This is a genomic window from Chryseobacterium glaciei (assembly GCF_001648155.1).
GTDB classification, from domain to species: Bacteria; Bacteroidota; Bacteroidia; order Flavobacteriales; family Weeksellaceae; genus Chryseobacterium; species Chryseobacterium glaciei.
Map to the genome: position 1 here is coordinate 2,624,520 of NZ_CP015199.1, position 14,359 is coordinate 2,638,878.

The following is a 14,359-nucleotide window of genomic DNA, read 5'->3' on the forward strand; positions in this document are numbered from 1 at the left end:
ATTTTACAGCTATGACAAAATATATAGATTTCATCAAAAAAGCATTCAGTAGCGAGAGTGTAGATTATACCAAAATCAGCATTAGAAGTGCGGTTCTTCTTTTGGCGATTCCGATGATGCTGGAAATGGCAATGGAATCTGTTTTTGCCTTGGTGGATCTGTATTTTGTAGGTCATCTTAAAGAAAGTGGATTTGCAATACAAACGGTTGGGCTCACAGAATCTGTACTTTCGATCATGTATTCTATCGCGATCGGAATGAGTATGGCTGCAACAGCATTGGTTGCAAGAAGAATTGGCGAGAAAAACCCTGAAAAAGCTTCCCAAAGCGCTGCGCAGGTAATTTTGGTGTCATTTGTCATTACTTTTATTTTAAGTTTAGTTGGAGTTATTTATGCTGAAGAAATTTTAATTCTGATGGGGTCAAAGCCTGAAGCAGCAGCTTATGGTAAAGATTTTACAAGAATTATGATGGGAAGCAGTGTGGTCATTATGCTTTTGTTTTTAATCAACGGAATTTTCCGAGGAGCAGGAAATGCAGCTATTGCGATGAAAAGTCTTTGGATTGCCAACATTGCCAATATTATTCTTTGTCCGGTTTTAATTAAAGGTTTTGGACCGATCCATGCAATGGGATTAACAGGTGCTGCCCTTGCTACTACGATAGGAAGAAGTATCGGAGTTATTTATCAATTATATCACCTTTTGGTTGCTGATACGGAGATTAGGATTAAATTAAATTATTTTAAACCTGATTTTAAACTAATTAAATCAACTGTAAAAATTGCAACGCCGGGAATTTTTCAATTTGTCATTGCATCTTGCAGTTGGATATTTTTAGCAAAATTAGTGGCAACGACTGGAGAAGAAAATGCTTCGGCAGGTTATCAGACGGCGCTTAGATTAATGATGTTTTTCATGCTTCCGGCTTGGGGATTGAGCAATGCTGCATCAACTTTGGTGGGTCAAAATATGGGTGCGAATGAAATGTTGAGAGCAGAACAATCTGTCATGAAAACCGTGAAATATAATGTCATTTTCATGGTTATTGTGAGTTTGCTTTTCTTCTTGTTGGGAGATTTTCTGGTAGGATTTTTCACAAAAGAAATAGAAATTAAAAATTATGCAACAAACGCTTTACACATCATGAGTGTAGGGTTTATTTTCTACGGAATCGGTATGGTGATGATTAATGCTTTTAATGGAGCGGGAGATACGTGGACACCGACCTGGATTAATTTTTTCGGATTTTGGATGTTCCAGATTCCGTTGGCGTATTTTCTTTCAGAACATTTGGGAATGGGGCCAAAAGGAGTTTTTATTTCTATTCCAACAGCAGAAACGTTAATAACAATCGTTGCTTTTATTTTGTTTAAAAAAGGAAAATGGAAGACAGTTAAAGTTTGATTGCATAGGCTGGAAGTCTGATGCTGGAAGATGGAAGTTACGATTGGGATGTAAATTTCATTTTTCAACCTTTAAGTCAAACATTATAAAATTTTTAACAAGTTAATTGGTTGAGTTTTAAATGTGAATGCTTAAATTCGTAGTAATCAACAAAATAATTCATTTATGGGAAAAGGAGACAAGAAATCAAGAAGAGGAAAAATCAATAACGGAAGTTATGGTAAAAGAAGGCTAAGAAAGGCTTCAAAACAGATTACACCTTCAGAAGAAAAATCTAAATAACAGCAATTTTTCTTAAAAATAAAAAAGACCAAAGATTTCTCTTCGGTCTTTTTTTGTATTCAAATTAAATTATTTATTTTCCGAAAAGGCCGCCAAGGATATCTCCCAATCCGCCACCGCCTTGTTGTTTCTGTTGGTTTCCACCACCTCCAAGAACGCTTCCTAAAATATCATTTAAAGGATTTCCTGAAGATTGAGATTGTCCGCCACCAAGAACACTTCCTAAAATGTCATTCAATGGACTTGAACCTTGAGTCTGAGCCTGATTTGAAGCATTTCCTAAAATACCTCCCAAAAGATCTCCCAAACCTCCTGCGCCAACATTGCTCTGTTGTTTCTCTTTTCCAATATAACCCATGATAACTGGAGCCAACATTGCCAAAATAGGTCCAATTTTATCAATCGAAATTCCTGTGTTCTGTGATAACTGGTTCTCTACATTTTGTTTGTCACCTCCGAAAATGTGACTTAGAATTGAACCTCCTTCTGCCTGTCTTGCTTCAAGCTGTGAAGAATCATTAAGAATACTTCCGTCGTGATCTTTGTCTAAAGCATTATTCAATGCTTCCGCTTCTTTAGCATCTTGAGATTTATTTCTAAGATACGAAATAACCAACGGCGCTGCTACAGCCAATAAAGCGATAATTTGGTTCTTGCTGATGCCAAATTTATTCTCAGCTTGTTGTGCAACTTCGTTGCCCGTGTTACCTGTAAGTAGGTCGATTAAACTCATGTTTGTGTTTGTTTTATTATTAAGTAAACCAAAGTTATCAAAAAATATTCCTCAATATTTTTTTTTAATCTAAAATTAATGTTAAAGTTTATGAATTTCTTTAAGTTGTTGATTTTTAGATTAAAAATTTACAATGATTTAGCTTAAAACTTTTTAATTTTTTAAAATAGGAACATTTGAACATGCTTCCCCAAACATCAAAGATTTTACAATTGGCTGTAATTGTTCTACCAGTTCTATATAAGCATTTTCGGGTATTTCTTTATCAGAACAACCTTTTACCAAAACCCTTTTTCCTCTCATTTCCTCGAAGTCGTAAGTCTGAACGGCGTTGTGCATTAAAATAACTTCAAGATCCTCATGATTTCCAAAAACAATCTTTTTTGCGACACCTGTAAGTTTCGCTGTTAATACAAAATACGCCCAAAGAGGAACGATTGCATCCGCTGAATTATAAATGTAAATATAAGTGTCCTCATATTCTTCTGTATTGATTAATGCAACTTTTTCACGAAAATCTTTTTCTTTCAATATCATTTCCATGAAAAGAAAATCTTTAAGATCAATGCCTTTTCTTACACCTTTCGGAACAAGGGTAGCAAGATCAAAATTTATAAGACCACTCTCTGCAACTTTATTTCTGATTTCAAATTCTTCTGACATTTTTTATCATTATCTTTGAACAAATTTACAAATTAAGATCTTACAAAGCTCTAATTTGTTCTCTATCCTTATCATAGAAACCTCCCATGATGACAAATTATTCAATTAAAAGGAGGTTCTTGATGGCCAAGAAAAATAAATAAAAAGGTTTCAGCAAAAATGAAATATTATATTATCGCAGGAGAGGCGTCCGGAGATTTACACGGAAGTAATTTAATGAAGTCTTTAAAAAAGAAAGATCCCAACGCAGAATTTCGTTTCTGGGGAGGTGATTTGATGAAAGAGCAGGGCGGAACATTGGTGAAACATTACCGTGATCTTGCATTCATGGGCTTTTTGGAGGTTGCGATGAACCTTAGAACGATCCTGAATAATATTAAAATTTGTAAAGAAGATATTAAAGCTCATCGCCCAGATGTTTTAATTTTAGTTGATTATCCCGGCTTTAATTTAAGAATAGCAAAATTTGCAAAGGAACTTGGAATCAAAGTTATCTATTATATTTCTCCACAGCTTTGGGCTTGGAAAGAGGGTAGAGTTGAGATCATCAAAAAATATGTTGATGAAATGATGGTGATTCTTCCATTCGAGGAAGATTTCTACAAAAAACATGGAGTTCATTCTCATTTTGTGGGACATCCGTTGTTGGATGCCATTTCGAGTTTAAAAGAAATTAGGACTGATGATTTCAAAAAAGAGCACGGCTTAAATGAAAAAGAAATCATCGCACTTTTACCGGGTTCTCGAAAACAGGAAGTTGAGAAAATGCTTGAAATAATGCTTTCCGTTCGACCTCATTTTAAAAATTATCAATTCGTAATTGCCGGTGCTCCAAGTCTTCCGAAAGAATTTTATCAAAAATATGTTGACGATAACGTTCATTTTGTTTCGAATAAAACATATGATTTATTAAGATGTTCAAAAGCCGCTTTGGTAACGTCCGGAACAGCAACTTTAGAAACCGCTTTGTTGAATGTTCCTGAAGTAGTTTGTTATCGCGGAAGTAAAATTTCTTACGCGATTGCAAAAAGATTGGTGAAAAATATCAAGTATATTTCTTTGGTTAATTTGATTATGGATAGGGAAGTCGTAAAAGAATTAATTCAAAACGATTTGAATACTAAAAGTCTTGTTGAAGAATTAAACAAAGTTTTGGAAGGGGAGAAAAGAACCCAACTTTTAAAAGATTACGAATTATTAAGAGAAAAGCTTGGCGGAAGCGGAGCAAGCGATCACGCAGCAGATGTGATTTTAAAAGTTTAAAATATTGAATTATTCATATAAATCGTAGAAATTTTTTCTGCGATTTTTCTTTTATAAAACGAATGTAGGCTCGTTTTGCAAATTCTCAAATATTGATGTGTTATTTTTATTTCAAATAAATATTTTTGAAAAACACAATTTTTTTGATTGAATAAACAACCGCTCTTGATTCTGGTGATCTGTTTTATTCTTGGGATTTTTCTCCAAGATCGATTTCCTTTGGATGAAACTGCCGTTTTTTTAATAATAGGTATTTGCTTACTTATTTTAATTTCTACCTTTTTTAAATCTTATTTTTTATTTAAGCTAAAGCCTTATGCATTGGGTTTGATGTTTTTTGGAGTCGGGATTTCTCTTCATTTTTTTAACGGATTTTCTTCTGAAAAAACGATTAATTCTCAAAATGAAACCATCGTTTTTAAGATTTCTAAAAAACTAAATTCTACAGAGAAATATAAAAAATATGAAGTAGTTGCTCAATTGCAAAAAGAAGATTTCAATTCTATTTTATTTATTCCAAGAATTAATGAAGAGCTTGATTTTAAGCATTATTACAAAGCTAAAGTATATGTAACTCAGCCAGAATCTCCTCAATATAATTTTCAGTTTGACTACGCCAAATATTTACAGCGAAAAAATATTGACCGTCAATGTTATTTATCTGATGAATTTTCTTCTGCTGTAAGAAATGATTTAAGCTGGAATGAAAAAATCCTCCAGAAAAGGCTTGAAGTTCTCCAAAATATTGATCAATCTAAAATGTCACCGCAAAGCCGGGAGTTTTTAAAAGGAATTATTTTAGCAGACCGAACAGAAATTGATTCGGAAGTTGCTCAAGATTTTAATAAATCAGGATTGGTGCATTTTCTGGCGATTTCCGGAACTCATATTGTTGTGATTTTCGGATTATTCTACTTTTTATGTATGTATTTTCTTCCTTTAAAATGGAGGAAATACGTAATTATTTTAAGTTTGATATTTATCTGGTTATTTGCCGCTTTCATCGGATTTGGAAATTCCGTTTTGCGTTCCTGTATTATGTTGACTGTGTATTTTATTTATGTTTTACTTCAAAGAAAACCGGATTTATTGCATTCTTTGGCGTTGTCAGCTTTTATTATTTTGATCTTAGATACCCAACAGATTTTTGATGTGGGATTTCAATTGAGTTTTACGGCTGTTCTTGGAATTTTTTGGTTAAATCAACCGATTTTAAAATATTTCCCAAAACAGGATAATTACTTGAAAAAAATACTTTTCAATACGATTTCAATTTCTGTTTCAGCACAATTGGCAACGCTTCCGTTGGTATTGTATTATTTTCATCAGTTTTCATTCATTTCAATTCTAGCGAATTTTATTATTGTCCCTTTTTCTGAGGTTATTATTGTCTTTTCTTTTTTTATGACAGCTTTAATTGCTTTTAAAATTGATTTTGGTTTGATCAATATTGTATATGATTTTACCATTAAAATTTTGTTGAAAAGTATCCATTGGTTCGCTGATTTTGATTCATTATTTTTTGAAAATATCCCAATGAATTTGGTTGAGGTTTTTTCACTTTTTGTAATAGTTTATTTGCTGAGGTTTGCCATTTTAAAATTCAATTATAAAAATTCAGGAAGATTGATAATAGCAGTTTTTGCATTTTTAATGGTACGAATAAGTTGTAATACAATTGAATATCAAAAAGAAGAAATCCTGCTTCATGATTTTTATAAACATAAAGTATTTTCTGTGAAAAAGGGAAATGAAGTTTGTTTTTGGGTTGAAAATAATTCAAATGTTGATAAGATTACTAAATATATCATCAATCCATACAAATCTTCAAGGAGATTACGCGCTACTGAAGTAAAATTTTTCCCAACTTTAACACAAAAGGTGGTATACAAGGGTAAAGTTTACAATATAAATTAATTGTTGCCTTTTTTTGTTTTTCCTTTATTTATAATGCTTTATAGGCTTATTTAGAAAGATTACAAACTGACTAATAGTGAGATTTCTCACTTTTGAGTATAGTTAACATTTCTTAATTTTGTAGAAATTCAAATTTAAACTTATATGGCAGGTTTAACGAGTTCTACAATAGGTAGAAAATATGCTATGGCATTATCAGCTATGTTTTTGCTGATTTTTCTTATACTGCATTTAACGACAAACTTATTATCCGTTATCAATCGCGATGCTTTCAATACGGCATCAGATTTCATGGGGTATAATCCTTTTGTTCAGTTCCTCATGCAACCTGTTCTGGGTTTTGCAGTTCTTTTCCATTTTATTCTGGGATTTGTATTAGAGGTTAAGAATAACAAAGCGCGTCCTATAAAATACGCTGCAAACAACGCTTCTGTGAATTCTTCATGGATGTCTAGAAATATGATTATTTCTGGTGCTGTTGTTTTAGCATTTTTAGGATTGCACTTATATGATTTCTGGTTACATGAAATTAATTACAAGTATGTTGAAGGACTAGCTCCTGATGCAGAACGTTTTTGGCCGGAATTGCACGAAAAGTTTGCTGATATCTGGAGAGTGGCAATCTATGTAATTGCTTTTGTTTTATTGGGATTACACTTAGCTCACGGTTTTCAGTCTTCTTTCCAATCAATTGGTGCAAGACATCCGAAATACACTCCGGTAATTAAAGCTTTAGGAAAATGGTATTCAATCCTTATTCCTGCAGGATTTATTTTTATTGCGATTTTTCATTTTATAACTCAATAATATCAATATACTAATATGAGTAAATTAGATTCAAGAATTCCAGATGGTCCTCTAAAGGATAAATGGAAAAATCATAAAGACCATATGAACCTTGTTGCACCAAACAACAGAGATAAGATTGATATTATTGTTGTAGGTACAGGTTTGGCAGGAGGTTCTGCAGCTGCTACTTTGGCAGAGCAGGGATATAATGTAAAAGCATTTTGTTATCAGGATTCTCCAAGAAGAGCGCACTCTATTGCTGCTCAAGGGGGGATCAACGCTGCTAAAAATTACCAAGGTGATGGTGACTCTACGTATAGACTATTCTACGATACAATCAAAGGAGGTGACTATAGAGCAAGAGAAGCAAACGTATACAGATTAGCGGAAGTTTCTGCTAATATTATTGACCAATGTGTTTCCCAAGGGGTTCCTTTTGGAAGAGATTACGGCGGTCAGTTAGATAACCGTTCATTTGGTGGAGTTCAGGTTAAAAGAACTTTCTACGCAAAAGGACAAACAGGTCAGCAGTTATTGTTAGGTGCTTATTCTTCTTTAAGCCGTCAAATCGGTAAGGGTAGAGTAAAAATGTATAACCGTCACGAAATGCTGGATTTAGTAATTGTAGACGGAAAAGCAAGAGGAATTATCGCAAGAAACCTAGTAACTGGTGAAGTTGAAAGACATTCTGCTCACGCTGTAGTTATTGCTTCTGGAGGATACGGAAACGTATATTTCCTTTCTACAAACGCAATGGGTTCAAACGTTTCTGCAGCTTGGAAAATTCACAAGAAAGGAGCATATTTTGCAAACCCTTGTTATGTACAGATTCACCCGACTTGTATTCCAGTTCACGGAACACAGCAGTCTAAACTTACTTTGATGTCTGAATCATTAAGAAACTCAGGAAGAATCTGGGTTCCTAAAAAGATTGAAGATTCAGTAGCGATCAGAGAAGGTAAATTAAGAGCTGAAAGTATTAAAGAAGAAGATAGAGATTATTATTTAGAGAGAAGATATCCTGCATTCGGAAACTTAGTTCCTCGTGACGTTGCGTCTAGAGCTGGTAAAGAAAGATGTGATGCTGGTTTCGGAATCGAAAATAACGATACTAAAGAAGGTGTTTACTTAGATTTCTCTACAGAGATTATCAAAAAAGGTAAAGAATCTGCTATTGAAAAGCACATTCATAATCCTAGTGATCAGCAAATTTACGACCTTGGAAAAGCTTGGATTGAAGAAAAATACGGTAACTTATTCGTAATGTACGAAAAGATTACTGCTGATGATCCTTACAAAACTCCAATGAAGATTTATCCTGCGGTTCACTACACAATGGGTGGTGTTTGGGTTGATTATAACCTTCAGTCTACAATCCCTGGATGTTTCGTAATTGGTGAAGCTAACTTCTCAGATCACGGAGCAAACAGACTTGGGGCTTCTGCATTGATGCAGGGTCTTGCAGACGGATATTTCGTACTTCCTTATACAATTGCAGATTACCTTTCTGCAGATATTAGGACAGGAACTATTCCTACAGATTCGGCTGATTTCGTTGAAGCTGAAAAAGGAATTAAAGATAAAATAGATTTCTTCTTAAATAATAAAGGAACTCATTCTGTAGACCACTTCCATAAGCAATTAGGAAACATTATGTGGAATAAAGTAGGTATGGGAAGAACGCCTGAAGGATTAAGAGAAGCGATCAAAGAAATTGAAGAAGTGAAAAATGATTTCTGGAAAAACGTAAAAGTTCCGGGAGACGTTGAAGGTATGAACACTGAGCTTGAAAAAGCATTCAGAGTAGCAGACTTTATTGAGCTTGGACAATTAATGGCTATTGATGCATTACACAGAAACGAATCTTGTGGTGGACATTTCAGAGAAGATCATGCGACTCCGGAAGGTGAAGCAGAAAGAGATGACGTCAACTTCAAATATGTAGGAGCTTGGGAATATCAGGGTGATGATATCAAGCAGGAAGTTCTGCACAAAGAAGATCTTATCTATGACAATATTGAAGTTAAAGCGAGAAGTTACAAATAATCTCCAACCTATAAATATAAAATTATGAGTGCAAAAAAAGGCCTTCATCTTACGCTGAAAATTTGGAGACAAAAAAATAGTAAAACTAAAGGTCAGTTTGAGACCTATAAAATATCGGATGTTTCTACAGATTCTTCATTCTTAGAAATGTTAGACATCCTTAATGAAAATATTATTAACGAGGGAAAAGAACCTATCGCTTTCGATCACGACTGTCGTGAAGGAATTTGTGGTATGTGTTCTCTTTACATCAATGGTAGAGCCCACGGTCCCGATACAGGTATTACAACTTGTCAGTTGCACATGAGAATGTTCAAAGACGGTGAAACCATCGTTATCGAACCTTGGAGAAGTGCTGCTTTCCCGGTTATTAAAGATTTAATGGTAGACAGAAGTGCATTCGACAGAGTAATGGCTGCGGGCGGTTTCATTTCTGTAAATACCTCAGGAAATACATTAGATGCTAATGCTATTCCGGTTCCTAAAGAAGATGCAGACAAAGCAATGGATGCTGCGGCTTGTATCGGATGTGGAGCTTGTGTGGCTACTTGTAAAAACGGATCTGCAATGTTATTTGTCGGAGCTAAAGTTTCTCAGTTTGCTTTATTACCGCAAGGTAGAGTAGAAGCTAAACGTAGAGTTCTTAACATGGTTCAGGCGATGGATGAGGAAGGATTCGGTAACTGTTCAAACACCGGAGCGTGTGAAGTAGAGTGTCCTAAAGGAATTTCTCTTGAAAACATCGCTAGAATGAACAGAGAATATATGGCTGCTCTGGTAGACCAAGGATAGAATTGATTTAAATACATAAAAAAAGATCGTCTCCTTAGTGGTAGACGATCTTTTTAGTTAAATCTTTCATAAAAAATGCTTTAAAATTGTATTAAGTATATTGAAAAACTTATTTTTGTTAAATTATAAAATTCAAAATGAAAAAATATCTTTTATTGTTTATCATCGCAGTGTTTGTGATGTCTTGCTCTAAAAAAGTTGAAGTAAAAGGGAAAATCACTGGAGGATCTCCATTAGAAAGAATAGAATTTATCGAAGCTTCTGGTGTTGCAACATTGCCGTTAGCAAACATCGGAGTGAAGAATGATGGTACTTTCGAAGGAAATTTTGAAGCTCCTAAAAGCGGAATGTATGTGATTTCTTATGGAGGTAAGCAAAACTTGGTTTACCTAAAAGCTGGTCAGGCTCTTAATATTTCTGGAAACGGACAAACTTTCCCTTCAGAATATGTGATCACTGGTGATGCTAAAAAGAATAATGATTTCTTTACTGCAGCTCAAAAATATCTTACTAATTATGCTCAGACAGTTAACATGAACGAGCTAATGACGAAAGATGAGCCAACTTTCATCAAAGGAATTCAAAAAGTTGAAGCAGATATTAACAAAAATATCGACGAAAACGTTAAAAAATTCAATCCGGATAACGAAGTTGTGAACTGGAAAAAGAATGATATCGCAAGTACTTTGCTTTCTATTATGTCTCAGTATGATCTAAGCCATAAGCAAATGGGTAATCCTTCTTTTAAAGTGACTAAAGCTTTCACGGATTATGAAAATAAACTTCAGGCTAATAAGGATGAAATGGTAAAAGACAATCCTGCTTACAGAAGCTACCTTTTATCTAAAATGAGTCCTGATTTCCAAAAGTATGCGGAAGCAAAAGGCAAAGGAAAAACTGACGTTACTACTTCGGAATTATTCAATCAATATTTGAAAGATAAAAAAGATATTTCACAAATTACTAAAGATTATCTTTTAGCGTTTGTAATGGCCCAGTCTGATATTCACCCGAATACTCCTGAGAAAACATCTGATAAAATCAAGAAAATAATTGACGAAGATATTAAAGATGCTACAATTAAAGCAGATTTAAAGAAAATTCAGTTTGCGATCAACGGATTCAAAATTGGTGATGTAGCTCCAGAAGGTGCATTGGCAAAACAAGACGGTAAAGCTTATAAACTTTCTGAAAACAAAGGAAAACCATATATGTTAGCATTCTATGCTTCTTGGAATCCTTACATCGGAGAAGCTACTGTTCCTGTATTGAAAGAAGTTGCCAACTTCTACAAATCTAAAATGAATTTCGTATTCGTGAATGTAGATGATACTAAAGATCAGTTTGTAAAAACAAGCAATTCTTTATTAAAAGGAATTACAGGAATAAATGTTTATGCTGACGGAGGATTAAATTCTGATATAGCTAAAAAATATGGAGTTTACGGATTCAAACTACCTTGCTTCATCATCATCGATAAAGATGGAAAAATCGCTAGCAAACCATTCTTCAATCTTGGAGATCCGGAATTGGTAACAGTTTTAGATAAGCAAACAGGGCTTTCAGCTCCGAAAGTAGATCCAAACATACAATTGCAACAAGGTATGGGTATAGATCCTTCTGCTCAACAACAGCAGGCTCCACAACCAGCAAATCCGCAGCCGGTTCCTACAAAATAATAAAACTTTAACATAGATAAAAACCTTGTCCTTCGGATAAGGTTTTTTTTATTGTATTTTTGCAAAATGAAATCGCAAGGTTTCATTTTATTATATTAGAAAAAATAGAAAATAGGGAATGAGAAAGAAGAAAGACGTTATTCTTGAAAATATTAAATTGTTTGGCGCAGGAGCCAAAGGTATCGCAATCGGAAAAACGGAAGAAGGAAAGACTGTATTGGTTTCTGGAGGGGTTCCGGGAGATACTGTTAATGCAAGAGTTAAGAAATCAAAATCAAAATATTTTGAAGCTGAAACTGTTCAGGTAATAGCAAAATCTCCGTTTAGAGTAGAACCAAGATGTATTCATTTCGGAACTTGTGGAGGTTGCAAATGGCAGAATATGAGCTATGAAAAACAGCTTGATTTTAAACAAGAAGAAGTATACAATAATATAAAGAGAATTGGCGGTATTGATGATTTTGAAACCGTTCCAATTTTAGGTGCTGAAGAACAATATTTCTACAGAAATAAAATGGAGTTTTCTTTCTCTAATGCAAAATGGCTTACTCAGTATGAAATAAGTTCTGAAGAAAATTTCGGAAACAGAGATGCGCTTGGTTTCCATATTCCGGGAATGTGGAGCAAGATTTTAGACCTTAAAGAATGCTTTCTTCAGGAAGATCCTTCAAATGCGATTCGTTTGGCAGTGAAAAATTTCAGTGTTGAAAATGGGTTGGATTTCTTTGATGTTAGAAATCAGGAAGGCTTTTTAAGAACGTTAATGATGAGACAAAACTCTAAAGGTGAATGGATGGTTTTATTCCAGCTTTATAGAGAAGAGAAAGCGAATAGAGAGGCGCTTTTCCAATATTTATTAGAGAAATTCCCGCAGATAAAGACGTTGGTGTATGCTATTAATCCAAAACAAAACGATTCAATCTACGATTTAAATGTAAATGTTTATTTCGGAGAAGGATTTTTAATGGAAGAAATGGATGGACTGAAGTTCAAAATAGGACCAAAATCATTCTTTCAAACAAACTATAAACAAGCTTTAGAACTTTACAGAAAAACGTTAGAGTTTGCGGATTTAAAAGGGGATGAAGTTGTTTACGATTTATATACAGGAACAGGAACAATCGCTCAATATGTTGCCAGAAACGCAAAACATGTGATCGGAATTGAATCTGTTCAGGAAGCAATCGATGCAGCCATCGAACATGCTGAATTAAACGGTCTTACCAACACAACATTCTATTGTGGAGACATGAAAAATGTCTTCAACGATGAATTTTTGGAAAATCATCCAAAGGCAGATGTATTAATTACGGATCCACCAAGAGACGGGATGCACCAAAAAGTGGTTGAACAGATCTTGAAATTGGCTCCGGAGAAAGTAGTTTATGTAAGCTGTAACTCTGCAACTCAGGCAAGAGATTTAGCTTTAATGAAAGATCATTATACTTTGGTTAAAATTTTACCGGTAGATATGTTCCCACAAACACACCATGTGGAGAATATTGCATTGTTGATTAAAAAATAATTTATTTACATTTGAAGATCAAAATATTAATATGAAACGTCAGTTCCATCTGACCAAATTAAAAAATATAAACGACAGATGAAGTATTTTAAATTGCTCATACTGACCTGCTTTTTAGGTATGCTTTTCTCGTGTGGAGGCGATGACGATATCTGCGAAAGCGGTGAAGGTACTCCAAGAATGAAAATTGGTTTTAAAAGTTTTGAAACCGGTAAGCCTGGAACTATAGATACATTATATGTAGCAGTAGATTATGGCTCTGGTACTAAGGTTGAATTGGGGAAAACTGCGGCTGTGGCATCTAGATTAATACCTTTGCGTGTTGATGATGCTCCTTACACAGATATTTATGTCAAAACAAGACTAAAGGGTACCGAATCTAAGGTTAGAATAAACTATACAACAAAAGCGGTATATGTTTCTCCAGGTTGTGGTATTAAAAAAACATATGAAAATTTAACGACAGAATTAATTACTCCTACAGTTGTAAAGAAAGTAGAGGTAGACTTAAATCAAATAGAGAATGAAGACAAAACTAATATTTTCCTTCTTTTTTAGTATACTAAGTTTGTTGAGCTTTGCTCAAGAAAATAAAGAGGTGAAAAAAGAAAAATGGACGTATAAACCCAATTTTATGGTTGGTTTTGATCTTCTAAATGCAGGAAGTTCTTTCTTTTCAGATAGAAAAATGTATCAGGGATTTATATCATCTAAAATTAAAAATGATCTGCACGCTGTTATCGATGCTGGTTTTGATTCAAATATCTATCAGAAAAACGGATATGATGTAAAAGCAAATGGTCCATTTGTTAAACTTGGAGTTTTCTACATGTTGGCTAAAGATGCAGAAAATGAATTCAACGGATTTTATGTAGGTGGTAAAGCTGCCGGATCATTTTATACCCAAGAATATATGGCAATTCCTGTCCGTGGATTTGGTGGTAGCACATCTTCTGTTGCTTTTCCATCTTCTACACAATCTTCATATTGGCTTGAGGGCATGATTGGCGGGAGAGTTCAGTTATTTGAATCTAATTTTTATATAGATGTAAATCTTCAGCCAAAATACATGGTATTTACAACAAAACAGGACGAAATTCAGCCAATGATCGTTCCTGGTTTTGGGAAAAGCTCATCTAAATTTGCAATGGGATTTGCTTGGAATATTGCTTATAAGTTTTAAAAAATATAAGAGAGCTAACTTTTAAAGTAAAATAATTCTTTTTTATTTAATCTCTTTATAGTGAAAAAAATACATATTAGT

Annotated in this window: 13 protein-coding genes; 11 read left to right on the forward strand and 2 right to left on the reverse strand. The window is 34.0% G+C overall.

The window, feature by feature from the left end:
- Window positions 1-11 precede the first annotated feature (11 nt).
- Complete coding sequence (locus A0O34_RS11740) at window positions 12-1,406, forward strand: MATE family efflux transporter (RefSeq protein ID WP_066754831.1); 1,395 nt, start codon at window positions 12-14, stop codon at window positions 1,404-1,406.
- 165 nt (window positions 1,407-1,571) lie between these two features.
- A complete protein-coding gene (locus A0O34_RS11745; RefSeq protein ID WP_066754832.1) occupies window positions 1,572-1,688 on the forward strand; it encodes a 30S ribosomal protein THX in 117 nt (38 codons plus the stop codon).
- A gap of 73 nt (window positions 1,689-1,761) precedes the next feature.
- On the opposite strand, the gene A0O34_RS11750 is transcribed toward A0O34_RS11745, so the two are convergent.
- Window positions 1,762-2,421 carry a DUF937 domain-containing protein gene (locus A0O34_RS11750; protein WP_066754834.1) on the reverse strand — a complete coding sequence of 220 codons (660 nt, stop codon included), beginning with the start codon at window positions 2,419-2,421 and terminating at the stop codon, window positions 1,762-1,764.
- Window positions 2,422-2,574: 153 nt separating this feature from the next.
- A complete protein-coding gene (locus tag A0O34_RS11755) occupies window positions 2,575-3,084 on the reverse strand; it encodes a DUF2480 family protein (RefSeq protein ID WP_066754836.1) in 510 nt (169 codons plus the stop codon).
- A 159-nt stretch (window positions 3,085-3,243) separates the two neighbouring features.
- Here A0O34_RS11755 and lpxB point away from each other — a divergent pair, with 159 nt between their 5' ends.
- From lpxB to A0O34_RS11800, 9 genes are all read left to right on the forward strand, one after another.
- Window positions 3,244-4,347 (forward strand): lipid-A-disaccharide synthase, encoded by a 1,104-nt coding sequence (gene lpxB, locus A0O34_RS11760; RefSeq protein WP_066754838.1) that lies wholly within the window; start codon window positions 3,244-3,246, stop codon window positions 4,345-4,347.
- A gap of 147 nt (window positions 4,348-4,494) precedes the next feature.
- Window positions 4,495-6,264, forward strand: a complete 1,770-nt coding sequence (locus tag A0O34_RS11765) for a ComEC/Rec2 family competence protein (RefSeq protein ID WP_066754840.1) — start codon at window positions 4,495-4,497, stop codon at window positions 6,262-6,264.
- A 144-nt stretch (window positions 6,265-6,408) separates the two neighbouring features.
- Window positions 6,409-7,071, forward strand: a complete 663-nt coding sequence (locus A0O34_RS11770; RefSeq protein ID WP_066754841.1) for a succinate dehydrogenase cytochrome b subunit — start codon at window positions 6,409-6,411, stop codon at window positions 7,069-7,071.
- A 15-nt stretch (window positions 7,072-7,086) separates the two neighbouring features.
- Window positions 7,087-9,099, forward strand: a complete 2,013-nt coding sequence (locus tag A0O34_RS11775; protein WP_066754843.1) for a fumarate reductase/succinate dehydrogenase flavoprotein subunit — start codon at window positions 7,087-7,089, stop codon at window positions 9,097-9,099.
- Between the two features lie 24 nt (window positions 9,100-9,123).
- Window positions 9,124-9,891: a succinate dehydrogenase/fumarate reductase iron-sulfur subunit gene (locus tag A0O34_RS11780; protein WP_066754845.1), complete on the forward strand. Its 768-nt coding sequence runs from the start codon at window positions 9,124-9,126 to the stop codon at window positions 9,889-9,891.
- A gap of 137 nt (window positions 9,892-10,028) precedes the next feature.
- Window positions 10,029-11,570, forward strand: coding sequence for a TlpA family protein disulfide reductase (locus A0O34_RS11785; RefSeq protein ID WP_066754846.1), 1,542 nt, complete (start codon window positions 10,029-10,031; stop codon window positions 11,568-11,570).
- A gap of 118 nt (window positions 11,571-11,688) precedes the next feature.
- Entirely contained in the window at window positions 11,689-13,095 is a 1,407-nt protein-coding gene (gene rlmD, locus A0O34_RS11790; protein WP_066754848.1) for a 23S rRNA (uracil(1939)-C(5))-methyltransferase RlmD, read from the forward strand.
- 93 nt (window positions 13,096-13,188) lie between these two features.
- A complete protein-coding gene (locus A0O34_RS11795; protein ID WP_228394284.1) occupies window positions 13,189-13,653 on the forward strand; it encodes a DUF6452 family protein in 465 nt (154 codons plus the stop codon).
- Complete coding sequence (locus A0O34_RS11800; RefSeq protein ID WP_066754852.1) at window positions 13,619-14,278, forward strand: DUF6048 family protein; 660 nt, start codon at window positions 13,619-13,621, stop codon at window positions 14,276-14,278. The genes A0O34_RS11795 and A0O34_RS11800 overlap by 35 nt, the downstream gene beginning before the upstream one ends.
- Window positions 14,279-14,359: the final 81 nt, after the last annotated feature.